This window comes from Pseudomonas guariconensis (assembly GCF_024127895.1).
In the GTDB taxonomy this organism is placed as follows: domain Bacteria; phylum Pseudomonadota; class Gammaproteobacteria; order Pseudomonadales; family Pseudomonadaceae; genus Aquipseudomonas; species Aquipseudomonas guariconensis_B.
The window spans coordinates 78011-101333 of record NZ_JAMYBK010000014.1 but is presented as its reverse complement, the minus strand read 5'-3'; the positions used below and the strand labels follow the sequence as shown (position 1 = coordinate 101333).

Genomic DNA, 23323 nt, shown 5'->3' with positions numbered 1-23323 from the left:
ATCTGCTTGGTCGTCACGGACAAATACTATTAGGCTGCCGGTATCATTCTGGCCTTGGGTTGATTCATGTTCACACTTTATCGCACGACGCTGGCCCTGTTCTGCCTGGCTTCGATCCTACCGCTCGGCGCACAGGCCGCCGAGGCCGAGCAACCACAAGCTGCCGCCAAGACAGCAACCGCCCCCGCGCCACGCCCGCCCCTGGCCGAACGCAGCGAAGAAGACGCCCAGGCGCTCGAGCGCCTGGTGCCCAAAGCCGAACAGCAGACCTTGCAGGCCGGCGGCGAGAGCTTCCTGGCCTTGTGGAAACCGGCCAACGACAGTGACCCGAAGGGGGCGGTAATCATCGTCCCGGGTGCGGGAGAAAATGCTGACTGGCCCAAGGTGGTCGGCCCGCTGCGCCACAAGTTTCCCGATGTCGGCTGGCATAGCCTGAGCGTCAGCCTTCCCGACCTGGTCGTCGACAGCCCGCAGGCACGCGCCGAGCGCACGCCGGAAGCAGAGCCGACAGACAACCAGGGCGAGACCGCGCCAGCCCAGGACACCCCGGCCGACGCCAACGCCAACGTCGCCCAAGCCACCGCTGCCGAGGCCGACAGTGCACAAGGCACTGACGCCAGTGAAGCCGGGGAGCAAGGCGACCAAGCCGATGCCGAGCGCATCTTCGCCCGCCTCGACGCAGCGCTGGCCTATGCCCAGCGGCACAACCCTCGCAGCATCGTCCTGCTCGGCCATGGCAGCGGCGCCTACTGGGCAGCGCGCTACCTGGGTGAGCGGCAACCGCCCCAGGTACAGAAGCTGGTGATGATCGCGGCGCAGACGCCAGCACGGGTGGAGCACGACCTGCAGAGCCTGGCGCCGACCCTCAAGCTGCCCACCGCCGACCTCTACTACGCCACGCGCCCCCGCGACCGCCAGGCCGCCGAGCTGCGCCTGCAGGCCAGCAAGCGGCAGAAGGACAGCCAGTACCGGCAACTGTCGCTGATCGCCATGCCGGGTAACGCGGCGGCGGAGCAAGAGCAACTGTTCCGCCGGGTTCGAGGGTGGTTGATGCCGCAGGAGTGATTGCCGTTTCGAGTCGACCAGCAGGCTCATGGCGCTTGTCCCGTCAATAAGCCGCAAGCAGGTCCTGTGTAAAGGCGCCTACTTGCGGCTTTTCAGTCGTATGGAGTGGAGCTATCTACCCGGCTCATCTTGCAGCTTGCCGCTAAAGCTTGCAGCTGCTCAAAGCCCCCGCCGCTTGCGCACCAGGGCATAGGCTTGGTGCAACTCACGAGTACGCTCGGTCGCCTCACGCACCCGCGCTTCGCTCGCGCCACTACCGACCAGCTTGTCCGGGTGATGCCGGCTGAGCAGACGGCGGTAGGCCTGCTTCACCGCGTCGACATCGGTGTCGACCTCGACGCCAAGCAGGCGCAAGGCCGCCGCATAGGTCATCGCGCCACCTTCCGGTGCGCCCCTACGGGGTTCGTATTCAAGGGACAGGGCCTGCACCTGGGGTCGCGTCAGGCCCATCGCCCGCCCCCACTCCAGCAACAGCTCACGCTCGCGCAGGCCTGCCTTGCCGTCGGCCCAGACCATCCGCCAACAGGCGCGCACCGTCCCTTCCGCGGCATGGGGCTGCTGGCTGATCCGTTGCAGGTGACGCGCCAGAGAATCCTTGCCCGACTTGCCACGGTTGAAGGCGGCAATCGCCCGGAGCCGCGCAGGCTCGGCCATGTGCAGGCGCGCCATCTCTTGACGCGCCTGCTGGATATGCCCTTCGCCAACCCGGCCATCGCTCTTGGCCAAGCGCCCGAGCAACACGAACAGCAGTTCTTCGTCCCGCAGCGCCGGGCGCCCGCCCAGGCGCTCTCGCACATCCTCCCAGCCCTGCAGGCGCAGGCGACGGTCCATGGCCTGGCCTAGCAGGGCACCCAGCAGGGCACCTGGGATGCTGGCCAGGGCAAAGCCGGCGCCGGCGCCTATCACCGTGCTCGGCCACCACATGTCAGTCGCACCCGACGATCAGGCGCTCGGCCTCGGCCAGGCGCTCCAGGGTCCCGACATCGACCCAGCGGCCACGGTAGTGCTCGCCGCTCACCCGCCCCTCGCCGATGGCCTTGCGCAGCAGTGGCGCCAGCTTGAAGGCACCGGGCTGGCAGCCTTCGAACAGTGCCGGGGCGAGCACCGAGATGCCGCTGAACGTCAGGGTATCGGCGGCCTCGTCACCGTCGAGGACTCGCTCGCCTTCCAGGCGGAAGTCACCGCGCCCGTGATGCCCGGGGTTGTCCACCAGCACCAGGTGCGCGAGCCCCTCCAGCGGAGTGCGCAGGCGGGTGAAGTCGTAGTCGGTCCAGATATCGCCATTGACCAGCAGGAACGGCGCCGTGCCCAGCAACGGCAGCGCCTTGAAGATCCCGCCACCGGTCTCGAGCGGCTCGCCCTCGGGCGAATAACGGATGCTCAGGCCGAAGCGTGAACCATCGCCCAGGTGGTCCTCGATCTGCTGGCCGAGCCAGGCATGGTTGATCACCACCTCGGTGAAACCTGCCCTGGCCAGTGCGCGCAGGTGGTACTCGATCAAGGGCTGGCCAGCGACAGGCACCAGTGGCTTGGGGGTGTGCAGGGTCAGGGGGCGCATGCGCTCGCCCTTGCCCGCCGCCAGGATCATCGCCTTCATGGGCGCGCCCCGGTCTGCAGCTCAGCGATCAGTTGGCCCAACTCGGCCAGCTCGGGCCGACGACCGATGACCTCTACGATGTAGGCGAAGAAGCGTGGCACGTCGGCAAGGTAGCGGGGCTTGCCATCACGGTGGCAGATACGGGCGAAGATGCCGATCACCTTGAGGTGGCGCTGCACGCCCATCAGATCGCTGGCGCAGTGGAATGCCTCGAAGTCGTCCTGCACCGGGATACCCGCCTCGCGCGCCTTCTGCCAGTAGTCGCGCAGCCAGCCCTCGACACGGGTTTGGGGCCAACTGACGAAGGCATCCTTGAACAGGCAGGTGATGTCATAGGTCACCGGGCCGTAGACCGCGTCCTGGAAGTCCAGCACGCCTGGGTTGGGCTCGCTGCGCATCAGGTTGCGCGGCATATAGTCGCGGTGCACCAACACCTTGGGCTGGGCCAGGGCGCTGTCGATCAGCAGTTGGCTGACCCGCTCCCAGGCCGCCTGCTGGGCCTCGGAAAGCGCCAGGCCCAGGGCATGGCCGACGTACCACTGCGGGAACAGCTCCAGTTCGCGACGCAGCAAGGCAACATCGTAGCTCGGCAGCGGTGCTGTCATCGGCAGGCGCTGGAATGCCAGCAAGGCGTCGATGGCATCGGCGAACAGTGCATTGGCGTTGTCGGCGTCGATGATATCCAGGTAGGTCTGGCGGCCAAGATCCCCCAGCAGCAGGAAGCCACGCTCCAGGTCCTGGGCATGGATGATCGGCACGTGCACACCGGCGCTGGCCAGCAGGTGGTCGATATCGACGAAGGGGCGGCAGTTCTCCTGAGGTGGAGGCGCGTCCATGATCACGAAGCTATGATCGCCGCCCTGCCAGCGGAAATAGCGACGGAAACTCGCATCGCTACTGGCAGCGGTCAAGGTGCCTTCGGGCACTTCGCCCCAGGCGTTGTCATGGAAAAGAGGGTGGAGCTGCTCATCGAGCCAGGCGGTCAGTTGCTGCAGGCGTACATCGTGATCGGGCATTACAAGGGTCTCCGACGGCCCTAGCCGTCAAGCGGGTCATGCTTTATTATCCAGCATCTTTTCCAGACCATCGAGAGGCGTGCGGCCCCACACGCGGGCAGATGGCACGAAGGAAGCCCGGACTAATAAGATGGCATTGAAATCCCCCGCGTTTCGTAGAAAGTTCCCGCTGCTGGTGACTGGCGGCTTGCTGGCCCTGCAACCTCTGGCCACCCCCTATGTGGTGGCAGCCGAGCAGTTCGACTGCCAAGTGTCCGCCTCCGGTGGCTGGGACTGCAAGCCCAAGACCGCTGCCAGCAACCTGCCACCGCGTCCGGTGCACGAAGGCGCCGCCCCCAGCTCCAGCAGCGAGGGTACCGAGGCGCAGGTCGCCGAGGCCAGCGCCGAACCCAAGCCGGTCCTGGTCACCGAGAGCAAGGGCCGTGGCCTGAAGTCGCGCAGCGAAGACTACAGCCACCTGGACTGGGTCCCGCGCGAGAAGCTCACCCCTGCCCAGTTGGCCGAGACCGGCCCGTACTGCGCCGGTGCGTACATCGAGCCGGAACGCCCGGGCATGAACGACACCACGCCCAAGGACGAGTCGCCGACCTACCTGAACGCCAAGGTGTCCCGCTACCAGCAGGAACAGCAGATCGCCACGCTCGCCGGCGACGTGGTCATGCGCCAGGGCAGCATGCAGGTCGAGGCCGACGAGGCCAACCTGTACCAGGCCGAAAACCGGGGCGAGCTCAAGGGTAACGTCAAGCTGCGCGACAACGGCTCGCTGGTCGTTGGCGACCAGGCAGAAATCCAGCTGGACACCGGCGAAGCCCAGGTCGACAACGCCGAGTACGTGATGCACAAATCGCGCATCCGCGGTAATGCCCTGTACGCCAAGCGTGGCGAGAATGCCATCATTCGCCTCAAGGACGGCACCTACACCACCTGTGAGCCGAACAGCAACGCCTGGCAGCTCAAGGGCAACAACATCACCCTGAACCCGGCCACCGGCTTCGGTACCGCGACCAACGTCACCCTGCGGGTCAAGGATTTCCCGGTGTTCTATACACCGTACATCTATTTCCCGATCGACGACCGTCGCCAGTCCGGCTTCCTGCCACCGTCGTTCAGCACCAGCAGCGACACCGGCTTCATGCTGGTCACACCGTACTACTTCAACCTGGCGCCGAACTACGACGCCACGTTGTACCCACGCTACATGACCAAGCGTGGCCTGCTGATGGAAGGCGAGTTCCGCTACCTGACCAAGTCCAGCGAAGGCCAGTTCGGCGGCGCGTACCTGAACGACCAGGACGATGACCGCAAGGACCAGACCGACTACAAGGACCAGCGCTGGATGGTCAACTGGCAGCATAAGGGCGGCCTGGATTCGCGGTTGATGACCGAGGTGGACTACACCGACATCAGCGATCCGTTCTACTTCCAGGACCTGGAGTCGGATCAGATTGGGGTCGAGAGTAAGGATGTCGTCGACCAGCAGGGTGCCCTGACCTACCGTGGCGACAGTTATACCGCACGGCTGAACGTGCATGCCTACGAGATGGCGACCATTTCCCGCATCACGCCGTACGACAAACTGCCGCAGATTACCTTCAATGGCATGCTGCCTTATCATCCGGGCGGGTTCGACTTCAGCTATCAGACCGAAGCAGTTCGCTTCGATCGTGACCTGAAGGACGACTTCGTCCGCGACGAGGATGGCAACCCGGACTTTTCCGCCGGCGCAGCAGGACGGCGACTGGATGAAAACGTCTTCGGCCTAGCACGTGCCAACGGCACCCGCCTGAACGTGGCCCCGGCAATCAGCCTGCCCATGGAGGCCAGCTACGGCTTCATCAAGCCGAAGCTTAAGTACGTATACACTCACTACGACCTGGATCTGGACAGCAAAGGCAAAAATGACATTGCAACGCTTGCAGTCAGAGACCCTGCACAACTTGACCTGCGCGGTGATTTCTCCAGTAACCAGAACCGCAGCGTTCCAGTCTTCAGCGTCGACAGTGGCCTGTATTTCGACCGCAACACTCAATGGTTCGGCAAGAACTATCGCCAAACCCTGGAGCCCCGGCTGTTCTACCTCTATGTACCGTATGAGGACCAGAAGGACATCCCGGTCTTCGACACCAGCGAGAGCTACTTCAGCTACTCCTCACTGTTCCGCGACAACCGCTTCAGTGGTTCCGACCGCATCGGCGACGAGAACAAACTGTCGCTGGGCGTGACCAGTCGTTGGATCGAGGAAAACGGTTTCGAACGTCAACGCATCAGCATCGGCCAGGCGCTTTACTTCAAGGACCGCAAGGTACAGATGCCAGGCATCGACTGGCGTACCCGCGACGACTCGCAATCGGACGTGTCACCTTACGCCCTGGAGTACCAGTACGCCTTCAACCGCGACTGGCGCTTCAACTCCGACTACAACTGGGACCCGGACAGCCGCAGCCCTCGCTCGGGCAGCGCCATGTTCCACTACCAGCCTGAGGACAATCCGAACAAGATCGTCAACCTGGGCTACCGCTACCGCAACGACCTGGTCCGCTACGACTCGCTGACCGGACGTTGGCAGGTGGGCGGCGGCGACTACGGCACTCCAGGCAGCCCGAACTACATCAAGGACTACTACAAGATCGAGCAACACGACTTCTCGGTCATCTGGCCAATCGTGCCGCAGTGGAGCGTGATCGGTCGCTGGCAGCACGATTACAACCGCAACCGTACCCTGGAAGCCATGGGTGGCTTCGAGTACGACAACTGCTGCTGGAAACTGCGCTTGATCAACCGCTACTGGCTCGACTACGACGACTTCAGCCAGGCCGTTCCGCAGAATGAAAAAGGCGACCACGGCGTCTTCCTGCAAATCGTGCTCAAAGGCCTCGGTGGCGTAGTGGGCAACAAGGTCGAGTCGTTCCTCGACGAAGGCATTCAAGGTTACCGTACACGTGAAGAGCAAGCTTATTGATCGACTGCGCCCGCTGATGCTGGGCGCTGTATTGCTGAGTGGCGCGGTGCATGCCGCGGTGCAACCCCTGGACCGGGTCGTGGCTATCGTCGACAACGACGTAGTCATGCAGAGCCAGCTGGACCAGCGTATCCGTGAAGTGCAGCAGACCATCGCCAAGCGCGGCGGTGGCACGCCACCGCCCGGAGCCCTGGAGCAGCAGGTCCTGGAGCGCCTGATCGTCGAGAACCTGCAACTGCAGATCGGCGAACGCTCGGGCATCCGCATCACCGACGAGGAACTCAACCAGGCCATCGCCACCATTGCCCAGCGCAACGGCATGACCCTGGAGCAGTTCCGCGCCGCCCTGGCCCAGGACGGCCTGTCGTTCGACGACGCCCGCGACCAGGTCAAGCGCGAGATGATCATCAGCCGCGTGCGCCAGCGCCGCGTGGCCGAGCGCATCCAGGTCTCGGAGCAGGAAGTGAAGAACTTCCTCAACTCCGACCTGGGCAAGATGCAGTTGTCCGAGGAATACCGCCTGGCCAACATCCTCATCCCCACCCCGGAAAGCGCCAATTCCAGCGCCATCCAGGCGGCTGCCCAGCAGGCTGGCGAGGTCTACCAGCAGCTCAAGCAGGGCGCCGACTTCGGCCAGATGGCCATCGCCCGCTCGGCCAGCGAGAACGCCCTGGAAGGCGGCGAGATGGGCTGGCGCAAGGCCGGCCAGTTGCCGCCAGACTTCGCCGGCCTGCTCAGCAGCATGGCCGTGGGTGACATCACCCAGCCGATCCGCATCCCCAACGGCTTCATCATCCTCAAGCTCGAGGAGAAGCGTGGCGGTGGCAACGTCCTGCGTGACGAGGTGCATGTCCGTCACATCCTGATCAAGCCCAGTGAGATCCGTAGCGAAGCGGCTACCCAACAGCTGGCCGAACGCCTGTACGAGCGCATCAGGAACGGCGAAGACTTCGCCGAGCTGGCGAAGAGCTTCTCGGAAGACCCGGGTTCGGCGCTCAACGGCGGCGACCTCAACTGGGTCGACCCCAACAGCCTGGTGCCGGAGTTCCGCGAAGTGATGACCAGCGCCCCCCAGGGCGAGGTGTCCCGTCCGTTCCGCAGCCAATACGGCTGGCATGTGCTCGAAGTACTGGGCCGCCGCGCCACCGACAGCACCGAACAGGCCCGCGAGCAGCAGGCCATGAACGTCCTGCGCAACCGCAAGTACGACGAAGAGCTGCAGACCTGGCTGCGCCAGATCCGCGACGAAGCCTACGTTGAAATCAAGCTGCCTGGCGCCGACCAGGCCGCCCAGTGAAGCCCCTGCGCTTCGCCGTCACGCCCGGCGAGCCGGCCGGCATAGGTCCCGACCTGTGCCTGCTGCTCGCCGCCGAGGCCCAGCCCCACCCCCTGATCGCCATCACCAGCCGTGACCTGCTCGCCGAGCGGGCCACGCAACTGGGGCTGGCCGTCAACCTGCTGCCCGTCTCGGTAGACGCCTGGCCCGACCAGCCGGCTCCCGCCGGCAGCCTGTACGTCTGGGATACGCCGCTGGCCGCAAAGGTGGTGCCGGGGCAACTGGACAAGGCCAACGCTGCCTTCGTCCTGGAAACCCTGACCCGGGCCGGCCTAAGCTGCCTCGACGGGCATTTCGCCGGCATGATCACCGCCCCCGTGCACAAGGGCGTGATCAACGAAAGCGGCATCGCCTTCTCCGGCCACACCGAGTTCCTTGCCGACCTGACCCACACCGCCCAAGTGGTGATGATGCTCGCCACCCACGGCTTGCGCGTGGCCCTGGTGACCACCCACCTGCCCCTGCGCGAGATCGCCGACGCCATCAGCGCCGAGCGCCTGGAGCGTGTCACGCGCATCCTGCATGCCGACCTGCGCGACAAGTTCGGCATCGCCAATCCGCGCATCCTGGTCTGCGGCCTCAACCCGCATGCCGGTGAGGGCGGCCATCTGGGCCGCGAAGAAATCGACATCATCGAGCCCACACTGCAGCGCCTGCGCAACGAAGGCATGGACCTGCGCGGCCCGCTGCCGGCCGATACCCTGTTCACCCCCAAATACCTGGAGCACTGCGACGCAGTGCTGGCGATGTACCACGACCAGGGCCTGCCCGTACTCAAGTACAAAGGCTTCGGCGCCGCCGTCAACGTAACCCTGGGCCTGCCGATCATCCGCACGTCGGTCGATCACGGCACCGCCCTGGACCTGGCCGGCACCGGCAAGGTCGACACCGGCAGCCTGCGCGTCGCCCTGGAAACCGCCTACCAGATGGCCGAGAACCGACCATGAACGAGCAATACCAACACCGGGCGCGCAAGCGCTTCGGCCAGAACTTCCTGCATGACGCCGGGATCATCGACCGCATCCTGCGGGCGATCAACGCCAAGGCCGGCGAGCACCTGCTGGAGATCGGCCCAGGCCAGGGCGCCCTCACCGAGGGCCTGCTGGGCAGCGGCGCACAGCTGGACGTCGTGGAGCTGGACAAGGACTTGGTGCCGATCCTCCAGCACAAGTTCGCAGGCAACCCCAACTTCCGCCTGCACCAGGGCGACGCCCTGAAGTTCGACTTCAACCAGTTGGGCGTGCCGCCACGCAGCCTCAAGGTCGTGGGCAACCTGCCCTACAACATCTCCACGCCGCTGATCTTCCACTTGCTGGAGCATGCCGGGCTGATCCGCGACATGCATTTCATGCTGCAGAAGGAAGTGGTCGAGCGCCTGGCTGCGGGCCCCGGCGGTGGAGACTGGGGCCGCCTGTCGATCATGGTGCAGTACCACTGCCGGGTCGAGCACCTGTTCAATGTCGGCCCGGGCGCCTTCAACCCGCCGCCGAAGGTGGATTCGGCCATCGTGCGCCTGGTCCCCCACGAGACCCTGCCCCATCCGGCCAAGGACCCGCGCCTGCTCGAGCGTATCGTCCGCGAAGCCTTCAACCAGCGCCGCAAGACGCTGCGCAATACCCTCAAGGGGCTGCTCGACAGCCAGGCCATCGAAGCGGCGGGCGTCGATGGCAGCCTGCGACCGGAGCAACTCGACTTGGCCGCCTTCGTGCGCCTGGCTGACCAGTTGGCAGAGCAGCAGGGCAGCGCCTTGTAATCATGGGGCTGCGTTGCAGCCCATCGCCGGCAAGCCCCACAGGGGCCCTGCACGGCACATGACGCGTCAACACCGCTGCCACCTGTGAGAGCGGGCTTGCCTGCAAATGGGCCCCGGCGGTCACCGACCGCCCGCACAACTGGCCTACACCCCCGCCAATGGCCTAGACTGCACCCATTGCCGTATTTGCGTCCGTTCGTCCAAGGCCTTTGCATGTCCGACCCCCGCTACCAGATCGACGTCAGCGTCGTCACCCGCTATCTCACAGAACAATCCGACCCCGACAACGACCGTTTCGCCTTCGCCTACACCATCACGGTGCAGAACAACGGCTCGGTCAAAGCCCGATTGATGTCACGCCATTGGCTGATCACCAACGGCGACGGCGAGGTCGAGGAAGTACGCGGCGCCGGCGTGGTCGGCCAGCAGCCACTCATCGAGCCGGGCCAGAGCCACACCTACAGCAGCGGCGCGGTGATCACCACCCGCGTCGGCACCATGCAGGGCAGCTACCAGATGCTCGCCGAGGACGGTCAGCACTTCGATGCCCTCATCGCCCCCTTCCGCCTGGCCGTACCGGGAGCCTTGCACTGATGGCGGTGTATGCGGTCGGCGACCTGCAAGGCTGCCTGCAGCCACTGAAGTGCCTGCTCGAACGGGTACGCTTCGACCCAACGGTCGATCGTCTCTGGCTGGTCGGCGACCTGGTCAACCGTGGCCCCGAGTCGCTGGAAACCTTGCGCTTTCTCTATGGCATCCGCGATTCGCTGGTCTGCGTGCTCGGCAACCATGACCTGCACCTGCTGGCCGCCTGGCACAACGTCGAACGCCTGAAGAAAAGCGATACCCTGCGCGAAATCATCGAGGCACCGGACGCCGACCAATTGTTCGACTGGCTGCGCCGGCAGAAACTGCTGCACTACGACGAGCCCCGAGGCATCGCCATGGTTCATGCCGGCATCCCGCCCCAGTGGACCTTGGGCAAGGCGCTGGAGCTGGCCGCCGAGGTGGAGGAAGTCCTGCGCGACGACAGCCGCCTGAAACTGTACCTGGATGGCATGTACGGCAACGAGCCGAACAAGTGGAGCAAGAGCCTGACCGGCATAGAACGCCTGCGGGTCATCACCAACTACTTCACCCGCATGCGCTTCTGCACCGCCGAAGGCAAGCTCGACCTCAAGAGCAAGGAAGGCCCAGGCAGCGCGCCCAAGGGCTACAAGCCCTGGTTCGCCCACAAGGATCGCCGTTCACGCCACGTGAAGATCATCTTCGGCCATTGGGCCGCCCTCGAGGGGCGTGTCGACGTGCCCGACGTCATCGGCCTGGACACCGGCTGCGTGTGGGGCGGCGCGATGACCCTGTACAACGTCGACAGCGGCGAATTCCACCGCTGCGACTGCGCCGACGACGGCACCCCGCGCCCGCCGGCACAACCGGCTAGAATCAATGACCAGTCCTGAAGGAAACCGTCCCATGAGCGAATTCAAGCGCATCCCTCCCGAGCAGGCCCAGGCCCTGCGTGAGCAAGGTGCGGTGGTCGTCGACATCCGCGACCCGCAGTCTTTCGCCGCCGGGCACATCGCCGGCGCCACACATCTGGATAACCATTCGGTCGCCGAGTTCATTCGCAATGCCGACCTCGATGCACCGACCCTGGTGGTCTGCTACCACGGCAATTCCAGCCAGAGCGCCGCCGCCTATCTGGTCGGCCAGGGCTTCTCCGATGTCTACAGCCTCGATGGCGGCTTCGAGCTGTGGCGCAGCACCTACCCGGCCGAAACGGCCCAGGGCACTGCCGAATAATTTTTTTATTTTTCCTGCAGCCCGCGCCCCATGCGGGCTCGGGCATCAGCTGACGAACGGTCGTGGGCATCTTCTCGACCTCGTGCCCTTGACCTTGCGTATAACCAACTATCCTTAAGCCCAGGCCATCCAAAAAAGGGGAGAGCCGGTACACCGGCGTGCGGGTCATCGGTAGCGTTTCTACGGGTGTTCTGGGGGGTATACAGCAATCGGCCAGCCCGGTTGCATGCCAGCATCAGCTGACTGATCCGGCGTCGGCTCCACGTATCGAGCGAGGTGACGTCATGAGCATTTTTAGCCACTTCCAACAACGTTTCGAGTCAACCCGCCAGGAAGAACTCTCGCTGCAGGAGTACCTCGAGCTGTGCAAAGAGGATCGCAGCGCCTACGCTTCGGCGGCCGAACGGCTGTTGCTGGCCATCGGCGAACCGGAGCTGGTCGATACCTCAACGAACTCCAGGCTGTCGAGAATCTTCTCCAACAAGGTGATCCGTCGCTATCCGGCCTTTGCCGACTTCCATGGCATGGAAGAGTGCATCGACCAGATCGTGTCCTACTTCCGCCACGCCGCACAGGGCCTGGAGGAGAAGAAACAGATCCTGTACCTGCTGGGCCCGGTGGGTGGCGGTAAATCGTCCCTGGCCGAGAAGCTCAAGCAACTGATGGAAAAGGTGCCCTTCTATGCCATCAAGGGCTCGCCGGTGTTCGAATCCCCCCTGGGCCTGTTCAATGCGGCCGAAGACGGCGCCATTCTCGAGGAAGAGTTCGGCATCCCACGGCGCTACCTGAATACCATCATGTCGCCTTGGGCCACCAAGCGCCTGCAGGAGTTCGGCGGTGACATCTCCAAGTTCCGGGTGGTCAAGCTCTACCCTTCCATCCTTAACCAGATCGCCATCGCCAAGACCGAACCAGGCGACGAGAACAACCAGGACATCTCCGCGCTGGTGGGCAAGGTGGATATCCGCAAGCTCGAGGAATTCCCGCAGAACGACGCCGACGCCTACAGCTATTCGGGCGCCCTGTGCCGGGCCAACCAGGGCCTGATGGAATTCGTCGAGATGTTCAAGGCGCCGATCAAGGTCCTGCACCCGCTGCTGACCGCCACGCAAGAGGGCAACTACAACAGCACCGAAGGCCTGGGCGCGATCCCCTACTCCGGGATCCTGCTGGCCCACTCCAACGAGTCGGAGTGGCACACCTTCCGGAACAACAAGAACAACGAGGCATTCATCGACCGGATCTACATCGTCAAGGTGCCGTACTGCCTGCGCGTCAGCGACGAGGTCAAGATCTACGACAAACTGCTGGTCAACAGCTCGCTGGCCAAGGCCCACTGCGCACCGGACACCCTCAAGATGCTCGCCCAGTTCACCGTGCTGTCGCGCCTCAAGGAGCCGGAGAACTCCAACATCTACTCGAAGATGCGCGTGTACGACGGCGAGAACCTCAAGGACACCGATCCGAAGGCCAAGTCGATCCAGGAATACCGCGATGCCGCGGGCGTCGACGAAGGCATGAACGGCCTGTCGACCCGTTTCGCCTTCAAGATCCTCTCCAAGGTCTTCAACTTCGACCCCCACGAAGTGGCAGCCAACCCGGTGCACTTGCTCTACGTGCTGGAACAGCAGATCGAACAGGAGCAGTTCCCTGCCGAAGTGCGTGAGCGCTACCTGCGCTATCTCAAGGAATACCTGGCACCGCGCTACATCGAGTTCATCGGCAAGGAGATCCAGACCGCCTACCTGGAGTCCTACAGCGAATACGGCCAGAACATCTTCGACCGCTACGTGCTGTACGCCGACTTCTGGATCCAGGACCAGGAATACCGCGACCCGGAAACCGGCGAGATCCTCAACCGCATCGCCCTCAACGAGGAGCTGGAGAAGATCGAGAAACCAGCCGGCATCAGCAACCCGAAGGATTTCCGCAACGAGATCGTCAACTTCGTGCTGCGTGCCCGTGCCAACAACAATGGCAAGAACCCGAGCTGGCTGAGCTATGAGAAGCTGCGGGTGGTGATCGAGAAGAAAATGTTCTCCAACACCGAGGACCTGCTGCCGGTCATCAGCTTCAACGCCAAGGCCAGCAAGGAGGACCAACAGAAACACAACGACTTCGTCACCCGGATGGTGGAGCGTGGCTACACCGACAAACAGGTACGCCTGCTGTCGGAATGGTATCTGCGGGTCAGGAAATCGCAATAAAGCGGCAAGCTACAAGCCGCGGGCTGCAAGCTGTCCAGCGCCGAACCTGCTACAGGCGCGACAGCTTGCGGCAGCGGGGGCTGCTTTGTCTTGCAGCTTGTCGCTTGAAGCTCGCAGCTGCTTCCAGCTACCGGAGGGCCCATGAGCTACGTAATCGACCGACGCCTGAACGGCAAGAACAAGAGCACGGTCAACCGCCAGCGTTTCCTGCGGCGTTACCGTGAGCACATCAAGAAAGCCGTCGAAGAGGCCGTAAGCCGCCGTTCCATCATGGACATGGAGCATGGCGAGCAGATCAGCATCCCGGCGCGGGATATCGACGAGCCGGTGCTGCACCATGGTCGTGGCGGCAAGCAGACCATCGTCCACCCGGGCAACAAGGAATTCACCGCCGGCGAACACATCCCGCGCCCCCAGGGTGGCGGAGGTGGCGGCGGGCGTGGCAAGGCCGGCAACTCCGGCGAAGGCATGGACGACTTCGTCTTCCAGATCACCCAGGAGGAATTCCTCGAGTTCATGTTCGAGGACCTGGAGCTGCCCAACCTGGTCAAGCGCCACCTGACCGGCGCCGACACCTTCAAGACCGTGCGCGCAGGCATCGCCAACGAAGGCAACCCGTCGCGCATCAACATCGTGCGCACCCTGCGCTCGGCCCATGCCCGGCGCATCGCCCTGACCGGCAGCAGCCGCGCCCTGTTGCGCGAGGCCCAGGCCGAGCTGGCCCGCCTGAAGGTCGAGGAGCCCGACAACTTCACCGATATCCAGGCAACCGAAGCGGAAATCGAACGCCTCAAGGCGCGCATCAACCGCCTGCCCTTTCTCGACACCTTCGACCTCAAGTACAACCTGCTGGTCAAGCAGCCCAACCCCAGCTCCAAGGCGGTGATGTTCTGCCTGATGGACGTCTCCGGCTCCATGACCCAGGCCACCAAGGACATCGCCAAGCGCTTCTTCATCCTGCTCTACCTGTTCCTCAAGCGAAACTACGATCGCATCGAGGTGGTATTCATCCGCCACCACACCAGCGCCCGCGAGGTCGACGAGGAAGAATTCTTCTACTCCCGGGAGACCGGCGGCACCATCGTTTCCAGCGCGCTCAAGCTGATGCAGGAAATCATGGCCGACCGCTACCCGGCCAATGAATGGAACATCTATGCCGCCCAGGCCTCGGACGGCGATAACTGGAACGATGACTCGCCGATCTGCCGCGACATCCTCGCCAACCAGATCATGCCGCATGTGCAGTACTACACTTATGTCGAGATCACCCCTCGCGAGCATCAGGCGCTATGGTACGAATACGAGCGCATCGGCGAGGCCTATCCCGACACGTTCGCCCAGCAGCAGTTGGTATCGGCCGGCGACATCTACCCGGTCTTCCGTGAACTCTTCCAGCGCAGGTTAGCCACATGACCGCCAGAGCACAGAGACGCCAACCCATTTCCACCGGCTCGGAGTGGACGTTCGAGCTGATCCAGGCCTACGACCGGGAAATCAGCCGCCTGGCCGAGCGTTACGCCCTGGACACCTACCCCAACCAGATCGAGGTGATCACCGCCGAGCAGATGATGGACGCCTATGCCTCCGTCGGCATGCCCCTCGGTTATCACCATTGGTCCTATGGCAAGCAGTTCCTCAGCACGGAAAAGTCCTATAGCCGCGGCCAGATGGGCCTGGCGTACGAGATCGTGATCAACTCCGACCCCTGCATCGCCTACCTCATGGAAGAGAACACCATGTGCATGCAGGCGCTGGTGATCGCCCATGCCTGCTATGGCCACAACAGTTTCTTCAAGGGCAACTACCTGTTCCGCACCTGGACCGACGCCAGCTCGATCATCGATTACCTGGTCTTCGCCAAGCAGTACATCGCCCAATGCGAGGAGCGCCACGGCATCGATGCCGTCGAGGACCTGATCGACTCCTGCCATGCCCTGATGAACTACGGGGTCGACCGCTACAAGCGCCCCTACCCGATCTCGGCCGAGGAAGAGCGCCGTCGGCAGAAAGAGCGTGAGGAACATCTGCAACGGCAGATCAATGACCTGTGGCGCACCATTCCCAAGGGTGCGGAAAAGGGCGGCGAACGGGATGACGTACGCTTCCCCGCCGAACCACAGGAAAACATCCTCTACTTCATCGAAAAGCACGCCCCGCTGCTCGAACCCTGGCAACGTGAAGTGGTGCGCATCGTGCGCAAGATCGCCCAGTACTTCTACCCACAGCGCCAGACCCAGGTGATGAACGAAGGCTGGGCCACGTTCTGGCACTACACCCTGATGAACGACCTGTACGACGAAGGGCTGGTGACCGAAGGGTTCATCATGGAGTTCCTGCAGTCACACACCAGCGTGGTGTTCCAGCCAGGCTTCGACAGCCCCTACTACAGCGGTATCAACCCTTATGCCCTGGGTTTTGCCATGTACACCGACATCCGTCGCATGTGCGAGAACCCCACCGAGGAAGATCGCCGCTGGTTCCCCGACATTGCCGGCAGCGATTGGCTTTCTACCCTCAAGTTCGCCATGAGCAGCTTCAAGGACGAGAGCTTCATCCTGCAATACCTGTCACCCAAGGTGATCCGCGACCTCAAGCTGTTCAGCATCCTCGACGACGACCAACGCGACGACCTGCTGGTTCCGGCGATCCACGACGAGGCCGGCTACCGGCTGATCCGCGAACAACTGGCCGCCCAGTACAACCTGGGCAACCGCGAGCCCAACGTGCAGATCTGGAGCATCGACCGTCGCGGCGACCGCTCCCTGACCCTGCGCCATCAACAGCACAACCGCAAGCCGCTGGGCGACTCCACCGAGGAAGTGCTCAAGCACCTGCATCGCCTCTGGGGCTTCGACATCCACCTGGAAACCGTTCAGGGCGACCAGGTGATGAAGACCCACCACATGCCGCCGCGTGGCGAACAAGGCGAAGCGAGCGAATACGGCCGCATGGACCTGGCCGTGGTGCATCACCTCTAGCAGGCGCACCTCCATTGCTGTCGACAGGGTATCCTGTGGGCAGTAATGGAGGTTTCTCATGCAGATCTACAAAGTCGGTGGCGCGGTGCGCGACCGCTTGCTCGGGCGCCCGGTCAGCGATATCGACTGGCTGGTGGTCGGCGCCACGGTCGAACAGATGCAGGCCCAGGGATTTCGCCCGGTCGGTGCTGATTTCCCGGTATTCATCCATCCCAGGACCGGCGAGGAGTACGCCCTGGCGCGCACCGAACGCAAGAGCGGACGTGGCTATGGCGGATTCACCTTCCATGCCAGCCCCGAGGTGACTCTCGAAGAGGACCTGATCCGCCGCGACCTGACCATCAACGCCATGGCCGAGGACGAGCAGGGCACGCTGTGCGACCCCTACCATGGTAAGGAAGACCTGGAACGGCGCATATTACGCCACGTTTCCCCGGCGTTCGCCGAAGATCCCTTGCGCGTTTTGCGGGTGGCCCGCTTTGCCGCGCGCTATGCCTCGCTGGGTTTTCGCGTGGCCGAGGAAACCCTCGAGCTGATGCGCCAGATCAGCGCCTCGGGCGAGCTGCAGGCGCTGACCGCCGAGCGTAGCTGGAAGGAAATCGAGCGAGCGCTGATGGAAGACCAGCCACAGGTGTTCATCCAGGTATTGCGTGCGTGTGGCGCCCTGGCGGAACTGATGCCCGAGGTCGATACGCTGTTCGAACAGCCAACCGGGCTCGACAGCGGCAGCCATACCCTCGCGGTCCTGCAACAGGCCGCTCGGCACCGGCAACCGCTGAATGTACGCTGGGCTTGCCTGTTGCACGCTCTGGGCCTGGCGCAGATCAAAGCGATGAATCAGCGCTTCAAGGCCCCCCGGGAATGCCAGGAACTGGCGCAGTTGGTTGGCAAGTGCCACACCTCTTTCCAACGAGCCCTTGAATTACCCGCTGGGGCGCTGTTGGAACTGCTGCACACGTTCGACGTATACCGCCGCCCGCAACGCTTCGAGGACTTCATCGCGGCCTGCGAGATGGATGCAGGTGCACGCCTGGGGCTGGAAAGCGGGGATTATCCACAGGCCGGTTACCTGCGTGGCGCCGCGGCGGTGGCCAAGGAGGTCGATGTGAAGTGCCTGGTGGAGCGAGGCCTGACCGGGCAAGCGCTGGGCGAGGCGCTCAAGGGAGAGCGACTGAAGGCGCTGGAAGCCTACAAACGACAATACGAAGCGTAGAAACCCTAGGCACTCATGCTTGCCCATGCACGGGCAAGCCCGCTGCCACAGGGCCCTGCACGCCTTGTGGGACGTGCCTCGATGCCAGCCTGCATTGGGCCGCTCAATGCCTTGACTGACCAGCACCGAGGCTCTCCCGCCTCACATCCGGGTCAGCTGCAACCCACGCCACTCGAACGACACCGGCGCCAGCACCTGCTCGATATCCGCCTCCTGCCACAGTTGCGCCATGCGCTTGCCCACGCCCGGATGCACCAGCTCCGGCGCCAGCAACGACAAGGGCCAGAGCACGAACGCATTCTTCAGGATTTCCGCCCGCGGCAGCACCAGGCCATTGAAGGTGCCCAGCAAGTCATCGAACATCAGCACATCGATGTCCAGCGGCAACCCCTTGCGCTCAGGGGCATAACGGCCATTGTCCGCCTCGATGAACTTCAGCCGGCGATCCAGCTCGAGCAGCGGCAGATCGGTCTGCCCGGTCACCACCAGGTTGAAGAAAGGCCCGCTCTTGATGCCCACCGCCTGGCTCTCGAACACCGGCGAACAACGCATGTCGCGCAGAAAGCCGGCCAGGGCGTCGAGCCCGGCGCACAGGTGCGCCTCGCGCTCGATGTTGCTGCCCAGCCCCAGGTATACCGTGCTCAGAGACATCCGCGCTCGATCTCCACGCCAACGCCGCCACGGGCCGCTGGTACGGCGCCCGGTTTGGTCAGTTTCAGACGCATCCAGGGAATGCCGAACGTCTCCATCAGCTCCGCCACCAGGCGCTCGGCAAAGGTTTCGACCAATTCGAAGCGGGCCTGCTCGGCGAACGCCTGGACACGCGCCGAAACGCTGGCGTAATCCAGCGCCAGGCGCAGATCGTCACCGGCGGCGGCCGGACGGTTGTCCCAGGCGAAACTCAGGTCCAGGCGCAGGCACTGGCGAATATCCCGCTCCCAGTCATAGGCACCGATGACGGTATCGACTTCCAGGCCTTCGATGAACACTCTGTCCAAGCACTTCTCTCCACAGCACGACAAGGGCGACTGGCGCCGTTAGAATCAGGGCATCCCCGCCCGGAATAGTTAGCATGTTTTGGTTATTGGCGCTGCTCGCCTACCTGCTTGGCTCTCTGTCCTTCGCCATCGTCCTCAGCCGCCTCAGCGGCAGCCCCGACCCGCGCTCCAGTGGCTCGGGCAACGCCGGCGCCACCAACATGCTGCGCCTGGCGGGCCGCAAGCTGGCGATCCTGACCCTCCTGGGCGACCTGTGCAAGGGCCTGTTGCCCGTGCTGCTGGCCCAACTGCTCGGGCTCGGCCTGCAGGAGCAGGCCTGGATCGGCCTCTGTGCGGTGGTCGGCCATATGTTCCCCCTGTACTTCCGCTTCCAGGGTGGCAAAGGCGTGGCGACGGCCGCCGGCATGCTCATGGGCCTGTACCTGCCGGCCGCGCTGCTGGCCATCGTCGCCTGGCTGCTGACCTTCTACCTCACCCGCACCAGCTCCCTGGCGGCGCTGATCGCCACACCGCTGACCCTGCCATTGCTGGCCTGGCGCGAGCCCGAGGCACTGCTGCCGATGGCCGCGCTCACCCTGCTGATCGTCTGGCGCCACCGCAGCAATCTACGCGACCTGTTCGCCGGGCGCGAACGACATTTCTGAATCGCCAGCCTGAACGGCATTCACCTTCATACCGCCGGTAGCTGCTCCATCGGCCAGCGTGCCTGCACGCTGATCGCCAGGTCCTGGCGCTGCCCGGCGAGCAGGCGCTGGCAGCCGGCATAGGCGATCATGGCGCCGTTGTCGGTGCAGAACCGGGGCCGGGCGTAATACACATTGCCCTTGATGCTGGACAGCATGGCCTCCAGCGAGGCCCGCAGGGCCTTGTTGGCGCTCACCCCCCCGGCGATCACCAGGCGCTTGAGCCCGGTCTGCTTGAGGGCACGCTTGCACTTGATGGTCAAAGTCTCCACCACCGCCTGCTGGAATGCCAGGGACAGGTCGCACCGGGTCTGCTCGCTGTCGTCCCCGGCATCGCGGCATTGCTGCCAGGTATTCAGGGCGAACGTCTTGAGGCCGCTGAAGCTGAACTCCAGGCCAGGCCGATCGGTCATCGGCCGGGGGAAGACGAAGCGCCCGGGTACACCGCGCTCGGCCAGGCGGGCGATTTCAGGCCCGCCGGGATAATTCAGGCCAATCAGCTTGGCGGTCTTGTCGAAGGCCTCACCCGCCGCGTCGTCCAGGCTCTCGCCAAGCAACTGGTACTGGCCGACGCCATCGACCCGCACCAACTGGGTATGGCCACCGGAGACCAGCAGGGCGACGAACGGAAACTCAGGGGGCTGTTCTTCGAGCATGGGCGCCAGCAGGTGGCCCTCCATGTGGTGCACGCCGATCGCCGGAATGTCCCAGGCGAACGCCAGTGCCTGGGCGCACGAGGCACCGACCAGCAGGGCCCCCACCAGGCCGGGGCCGGCGGTATAGGCGATCGCATCGATCTCGGTGGCGACGCAGCCGGCTTCGCCCAGCACCTGGCGGATCAGCGGCAGCATGCGCTTGACGTGGTCACGCGAAGCCAGCTCCGGTACCACCCCGCCATAGATGCGGTGCAGGTCGATCTGGCTGAACAGGGCATCGGCCAGCAGGCCGCGCTCGCTGTCGTATAATGCGACGCCAGTTTCGTCGCAGGATGTTTCCAATCCCAGTACTAGCATGGGTCTGTGCCTTGTCGAGGCTGAATTCGAAGGCGCGCATGATAGTCCCCGTACCCGATGCCGACCAGCGGTTTTCGATCAGAGGCTTTGCATTCCGGCCGTCTAAGGGTTAACATCCGCAGCCCTTGAAAACCGACGTTCTCCAGCACACCCTTGTTTTGCCAGGAGCGCGTCCACCCCGGTAATGAATGAAGGTAGCCCTGGATGCCAGCCGTCAAAGTTAAAGAGAACGAACCCTTCGACGTAGCTCTGCGTCGTTTCAAGCGCTCCTGCGAAAAAGCCGGTGTACTGGCTGAAGTTCGTAGCCGCGAGTTTTACGAGAAGCCGACTGCCGAGCGCAAGCGCAAGGCCGCTGCCGCTGTCAAGCGTCACGCCAAGAAGGTCCAGCGCGAACAGCGCCGCGCCGTTCGTCTGTACTGATACAGGCGTTCTACGCAAAGCTTCTGCCCCGCCCGGCCTTGTGCCGGGCTGATGGCAGCGGTAGCTTCAAACCTTTGGCGCCAAGCCTGAGGTGCCCCTTGCAGCAGCTTGCGGGCAATCCGCCTGAACACGTCAGAGCTGGTCAATGGCCAGTCGTGCACGTCGTGACTGACGAGCCCTCCGTGGCTGACGAGCACATTTTTCCTCGCACCCTCCAATAGCACCACTCGCCCCGAACCCGCGCGTAGCGATTAGACTTGCCAGTTGCCAGATGACGAGACTGCCATGGCCGGGCTGATTCCCCAGAGCTTCATCGACGACCTTCTCAACCGCACCGACATCGTCGACGTGGTGAGTTCGCGCGTCCAGCTGAAGAAGACCGGCAAGAACCTCTCTGCCTGCTGCCCGTTCCACAAGGAAAAGACCCCGTCCTTCACCGTCAGCCCCGACAAGCAGTTCTACTACTGCTTCGGCTGTGGCGCCGGTGGCAACGCGCTCGGCTTCATCATGGACCACGACAACCTGGACTTCCCCCAGGCCGTCGAAGAGCTGGCCAGGGCCGCAGGCATGGAAGTCCCGCGGGAGGAGGGCCGGCGCGGGCAGAAACCTCGCCAGCCCACCGACTCGCCGCTCTACCCGCTGCTCGAAGCCGCCGCCGAGTTCTACCGCCAGGCCCTGCGCAGCCACCCGACCCGCAAGGCGGCGGTGGGCTACCTCAAGGGCCGCGGGCTGTCCGGCGAGATCGCCCGCGATTTCGGCCTGGGTTTCGCCCCGCCGGGCTGGGACAACCTGCTCAAGCACCTGGGCGCCGACACCCTGCAGCAGAAGGTCATGATCGACGCAGGCCTGCTGATCGAGAACGCCGAGACCGGCAAGCGCTACGACCGCTTCCGCGACCGGGTGATGTTCCCGATCCGCGACAGCCGTGGCCGGGTCATCGCCTTCGGCGGACGAGTCCTGGGCGACGACAAGCCCAAGTACCTGAACTCCCCGGAAACCCCGGTGTTCCACAAGGGCCAGGAGCTCTACGGCCTGTTCGAGGCGCGCAAGCACAACCGCAACCTCGACGAGATCATCGTCGTCGAGGGCTACATGGACGTCATCGCCCTGGCCCAGCAGGGCCTGCGCAATGCGGTGGCGACCCTGGGCACGGCCACCAGCGAGGAGCACCTCAAGCGCCTGTTCCGCGTAGTCCCCAGCGTGCTGTTCTGCTTCGACGGCGACCAGGCCGGCCGCAAGGCCGCCTGGCGCGCCCTGGAGTCGACGTTGGCGAGCCTGCAGGACGGCCGCCGCGCGCGCTTCCTGTTCCTGCCCGAAGGCGAAGACCCGGACAGCCTGGTCCGCGCCGAGGGCACCGACGCTTTCCTGGCGCGCATCAATCAGCACGCCCAGCCCCTGGCCGACTATTTCTTCGAGCAACTGGGCAACGAGGCCGATCCACGCTCGCTGGAAGGCAAGGCGCACATGGCGACCCTGGCCGCGCCGTTGATCGAAAAGATCCCCGGCGCCAACCTTCGTCAGCTGATGCGCAATCGCCTGAAGGAAATCACCGGACTGGCCCCCCAGCAGGTGGAACAACTGGCACAGAGCGCGCCCGCGACCAGCACGCCAGACTACGACCCTGGCTACGACTACGACGCCATGGCCAGCTACACGCCCGACTATGGCGATACGCACCAGCCCGACTACGCCCCCGTCCACCAGGAACAGCGCCCTTGGACGCAAAACAAAGGCGGCGGCAAGAAGCAATGGGACGGCAAGCCCTGGGACAAGAAAGGCGGCAAGCCCTGGCAGCGCGACGGCCAGCGCGGCGAAGCGCCACCCCGCGTGCCGGCCCCGGTGGAGCCGCCGACGCTGTCGGCCTTGCGCACCCTGCTGCACCACCCCTTGCTGGCCGGCAAGGTCGAGGACGCCAGCCACTTCGCCGACGAAGAGCATCTCTACAGCCAACTGCTGGTGGCCCTGATCGAGGCCGCACAGAAGAATCCTGGGCTAAGCTCAATGCAGTTGATCGCACGCTGGCACGGCACTGAACAAGGCCGCCTGCTGCGCGCCCTGGCGGAAAAGGAATGGTTGATCGATGCCGACAACCTTGAACAACAGTTTTTCGACACTATAACTAGCTTGTCCGCCCGCCAACGCGAGCGCAGCCTGGAACATCTGCTCAGGAAAGCACGTCAAAGTGAGTTGAGCGCCGAGGAAAAATCTCAGCTGCTCGCACTGCTGAGCCGCAATGTTCCCGCACAAACCCCGACCTCATCTGGCGCGTGAGGTCCATGCTC

21 protein-coding genes are annotated in these 23323 nt (G+C 64.1%); 15 read left to right on the top strand and 6 right to left on the bottom strand.

Annotation, left to right across the window (positions count from 1 at the left end):
- Positions 1 to 66 precede the first annotated feature (66 nt).
- Positions 67 to 1065 carry an alpha/beta hydrolase family protein gene (locus tag NJF35_RS15705; protein WP_253091243.1) on the top strand — a complete coding sequence of 333 codons (999 nt, stop codon included), beginning with the start codon at positions 67 to 69 and terminating at the stop codon, positions 1063 to 1065.
- Between the two features lie 159 nt (positions 1066 to 1224).
- On the opposite strand, the gene NJF35_RS15700 is transcribed toward NJF35_RS15705, so the two are convergent.
- The 3 genes from NJF35_RS15700 to NJF35_RS15690 are packed head-to-tail and all read right to left on the bottom strand — an operon-like array spanning position 1225 to position 3678.
- Positions 1225 to 1989, bottom strand: coding sequence for a TerB family tellurite resistance protein (locus NJF35_RS15700; RefSeq protein ID WP_225786430.1), 765 nt, complete (start codon positions 1987 to 1989; stop codon positions 1225 to 1227).
- Between the two features lies 1 nt (position 1990).
- Complete coding sequence (gene murU, locus NJF35_RS15695) at positions 1991 to 2662, bottom strand: N-acetylmuramate alpha-1-phosphate uridylyltransferase MurU (protein ID WP_253091242.1); 672 nt, start codon at positions 2660 to 2662, stop codon at positions 1991 to 1993.
- The gene (locus NJF35_RS15690; RefSeq protein WP_253091241.1) at positions 2659 to 3678 is read right to left on the bottom strand and encodes an aminoglycoside phosphotransferase family protein; all 1020 of its coding nucleotides are present in this window, start codon (positions 3676 to 3678) and stop codon (positions 2659 to 2661) included. Before NJF35_RS15690 ends, murU begins: the two co-directional genes overlap by 4 nt.
- A gap of 130 nt (positions 3679 to 3808) precedes the next feature.
- On the opposite strand from NJF35_RS15690, the gene NJF35_RS15685 reads away from it, so the two are divergent.
- The 11 genes from NJF35_RS15685 (at position 3809) to NJF35_RS15635 (ending at position 17927) form a co-directional block, all read left to right on the top strand.
- Complete coding sequence (locus NJF35_RS15685) at positions 3809 to 6637, top strand: LPS-assembly protein LptD (protein ID WP_253091240.1); 2829 nt, start codon at positions 3809 to 3811, stop codon at positions 6635 to 6637.
- The gene (surA, locus tag NJF35_RS15680) at positions 6618 to 7934 is read left to right on the top strand and encodes a peptidylprolyl isomerase SurA (RefSeq protein ID WP_225786434.1); all 1317 of its coding nucleotides are present in this window, start codon (positions 6618 to 6620) and stop codon (positions 7932 to 7934) included. Before NJF35_RS15685 ends, surA begins: the two co-directional genes overlap by 20 nt.
- Positions 7931 to 8920 (top strand): 4-hydroxythreonine-4-phosphate dehydrogenase PdxA, encoded by a 990-nt coding sequence (gene pdxA / locus NJF35_RS15675; RefSeq protein ID WP_253091239.1) that lies wholly within the window; start codon positions 7931 to 7933, stop codon positions 8918 to 8920. Before surA ends, pdxA begins: the two co-directional genes overlap by 4 nt.
- Positions 8917 to 9726, top strand: a complete 810-nt coding sequence (rsmA, locus tag NJF35_RS15670; RefSeq protein WP_253080182.1) for a 16S rRNA (adenine(1518)-N(6)/adenine(1519)-N(6))-dimethyltransferase RsmA — start codon at positions 8917 to 8919, stop codon at positions 9724 to 9726. The genes pdxA and rsmA overlap by 4 nt, the downstream gene beginning before the upstream one ends.
- 213 nt (positions 9727 to 9939) lie before the next feature.
- The gene (gene apaG / locus NJF35_RS15665; RefSeq protein ID WP_225786437.1) at positions 9940 to 10320 is read left to right on the top strand and encodes a Co2+/Mg2+ efflux protein ApaG; all 381 of its coding nucleotides are present in this window, start codon (positions 9940 to 9942) and stop codon (positions 10318 to 10320) included.
- The gene (locus NJF35_RS15660; protein ID WP_225786438.1) at positions 10320 to 11186 is read left to right on the top strand and encodes a symmetrical bis(5'-nucleosyl)-tetraphosphatase; all 867 of its coding nucleotides are present in this window, start codon (positions 10320 to 10322) and stop codon (positions 11184 to 11186) included. The genes apaG and NJF35_RS15660 overlap by 1 nt, the downstream gene beginning before the upstream one ends.
- 13 nt (positions 11187 to 11199) lie before the next feature.
- Entirely contained in the window at positions 11200 to 11529 is a 330-nt protein-coding gene (glpE, locus tag NJF35_RS15655) for a thiosulfate sulfurtransferase GlpE (RefSeq protein ID WP_225786439.1), read from the top strand.
- 284 nt (positions 11530 to 11813) lie between these two features.
- A complete protein-coding gene (locus NJF35_RS15650) occupies positions 11814 to 13736 on the top strand; it encodes a PrkA family serine protein kinase (protein WP_225786440.1) in 1923 nt (640 codons plus the stop codon).
- Positions 13737 to 13877: 141 nt separating this feature from the next.
- Positions 13878 to 15149, top strand: a complete 1272-nt coding sequence (locus tag NJF35_RS15645) for a YeaH/YhbH family protein (protein WP_225786441.1) — start codon at positions 13878 to 13880, stop codon at positions 15147 to 15149.
- Entirely contained in the window at positions 15146 to 16714 is a 1569-nt protein-coding gene (locus NJF35_RS15640; RefSeq protein WP_253091238.1) for a SpoVR family protein, read from the top strand. Before NJF35_RS15645 ends, NJF35_RS15640 begins: the two co-directional genes overlap by 4 nt.
- A 58-nt stretch (positions 16715 to 16772) precedes the next feature.
- Positions 16773 to 17927, top strand: a complete 1155-nt coding sequence (locus NJF35_RS15635) for a multifunctional CCA addition/repair protein (RefSeq protein ID WP_253080183.1) — start codon at positions 16773 to 16775, stop codon at positions 17925 to 17927.
- 141 nt (positions 17928 to 18068) lie between these two features.
- Here the strand turns inward: NJF35_RS15635 and folK are convergent, their stop codons facing one another.
- Entirely contained in the window at positions 18069 to 18578 is a 510-nt protein-coding gene (folK, locus tag NJF35_RS15630; RefSeq protein WP_225786444.1) for a 2-amino-4-hydroxy-6-hydroxymethyldihydropteridine diphosphokinase, read from the bottom strand.
- Positions 18569 to 18925, bottom strand: coding sequence for a dihydroneopterin aldolase (folB, locus tag NJF35_RS15625; RefSeq protein ID WP_225786445.1), 357 nt, complete (start codon positions 18923 to 18925; stop codon positions 18569 to 18571). Before folB ends, folK begins: the two co-directional genes overlap by 10 nt.
- 74 nt (positions 18926 to 18999) lie before the next feature.
- Here folB and plsY point away from each other — a divergent pair, with 74 nt between their 5' ends.
- The gene (gene plsY, locus NJF35_RS15620; RefSeq protein ID WP_225786446.1) at positions 19000 to 19569 is read left to right on the top strand and encodes a glycerol-3-phosphate 1-O-acyltransferase PlsY; all 570 of its coding nucleotides are present in this window, start codon (positions 19000 to 19002) and stop codon (positions 19567 to 19569) included.
- A gap of 26 nt (positions 19570 to 19595) precedes the next feature.
- Here plsY and tsaD read toward each other — a convergent pair whose 3' ends face one another.
- Positions 19596 to 20621: a tRNA (adenosine(37)-N6)-threonylcarbamoyltransferase complex transferase subunit TsaD gene (gene tsaD / locus NJF35_RS15615; protein ID WP_225786447.1), complete on the bottom strand. Its 1026-nt coding sequence runs from the start codon at positions 20619 to 20621 to the stop codon at positions 19596 to 19598.
- Positions 20622 to 20825: 204 nt separating this feature from the next.
- Here tsaD and rpsU point away from each other — a divergent pair, with 204 nt between their 5' ends.
- Positions 20826 to 21041 (top strand): 30S ribosomal protein S21, encoded by a 216-nt coding sequence (gene rpsU / locus NJF35_RS15610; protein ID WP_003255575.1) that lies wholly within the window; start codon positions 20826 to 20828, stop codon positions 21039 to 21041.
- Positions 21042 to 21326: 285 nt separating this feature from the next.
- Positions 21327 to 23312 carry a DNA primase gene (gene dnaG / locus NJF35_RS15605; protein WP_253091237.1) on the top strand — a complete coding sequence of 662 codons (1986 nt, stop codon included), beginning with the start codon at positions 21327 to 21329 and terminating at the stop codon, positions 23310 to 23312.
- Positions 23313 to 23323: the final 11 nt, after the last annotated feature.

Excerpts from the sequence above, each read along its gene's own strand:
- NJF35_RS15705 (WP_253091243.1), top strand. The coding sequence starts at position 67 with ATGTTCACACTTTATCGCACGACGCTGGCCCTGTTCTGCCTGGCTTCG.
- NJF35_RS15700 (WP_225786430.1), bottom strand. The coding sequence starts at position 1,989 with ATGTGGTGGCCGAGCACGGTGATAGGCGCCGGCGCCGGCTTTGCCCTG.
- murU (WP_253091242.1), bottom strand. The coding sequence starts at position 2,662 with ATGAAGGCGATGATCCTGGCGGCGGGCAAGGGCGAGCGCATGCGCCCC.
- NJF35_RS15690 (WP_253091241.1), bottom strand. The coding sequence starts at position 3,678 with ATGCCCGATCACGATGTACGCCTGCAGCAACTGACCGCCTGGCTCGAT.
- NJF35_RS15685 (WP_253091240.1), top strand. The coding sequence starts at position 3,809 with ATGGCATTGAAATCCCCCGCGTTTCGTAGAAAGTTCCCGCTGCTGGTG.
- rsmA (WP_253080182.1), top strand. The coding sequence starts at position 8,917 with ATGAACGAGCAATACCAACACCGGGCGCGCAAGCGCTTCGGCCAGAAC.
- apaG (WP_225786437.1), top strand. The coding sequence starts at position 9,940 with ATGTCCGACCCCCGCTACCAGATCGACGTCAGCGTCGTCACCCGCTAT.
- NJF35_RS15660 (WP_225786438.1), top strand. The coding sequence starts at position 10,320 with ATGGCGGTGTATGCGGTCGGCGACCTGCAAGGCTGCCTGCAGCCACTG.
- glpE (WP_225786439.1), top strand. The coding sequence starts at position 11,200 with ATGAGCGAATTCAAGCGCATCCCTCCCGAGCAGGCCCAGGCCCTGCGT.
- NJF35_RS15650 (WP_225786440.1), top strand. The coding sequence starts at position 11,814 with ATGAGCATTTTTAGCCACTTCCAACAACGTTTCGAGTCAACCCGCCAG.
- NJF35_RS15645 (WP_225786441.1), top strand. The coding sequence starts at position 13,878 with ATGAGCTACGTAATCGACCGACGCCTGAACGGCAAGAACAAGAGCACG.
- NJF35_RS15640 (WP_253091238.1), top strand. The coding sequence starts at position 15,146 with ATGACCGCCAGAGCACAGAGACGCCAACCCATTTCCACCGGCTCGGAG.
- NJF35_RS15635 (WP_253080183.1), top strand. The coding sequence starts at position 16,773 with ATGCAGATCTACAAAGTCGGTGGCGCGGTGCGCGACCGCTTGCTCGGG.
- folK (WP_225786444.1), bottom strand. The coding sequence starts at position 18,578 with ATGTCTCTGAGCACGGTATACCTGGGGCTGGGCAGCAACATCGAGCGC.
- plsY (WP_225786446.1), top strand. The coding sequence starts at position 19,000 with ATGTTTTGGTTATTGGCGCTGCTCGCCTACCTGCTTGGCTCTCTGTCC.
- tsaD (WP_225786447.1), bottom strand. The coding sequence starts at position 20,621 with ATGCTAGTACTGGGATTGGAAACATCCTGCGACGAAACTGGCGTCGCA.
- rpsU (WP_003255575.1), top strand. The coding sequence starts at position 20,826 with ATGCCAGCCGTCAAAGTTAAAGAGAACGAACCCTTCGACGTAGCTCTG.
- dnaG (WP_253091237.1), top strand. The coding sequence starts at position 21,327 with ATGGCCGGGCTGATTCCCCAGAGCTTCATCGACGACCTTCTCAACCGC.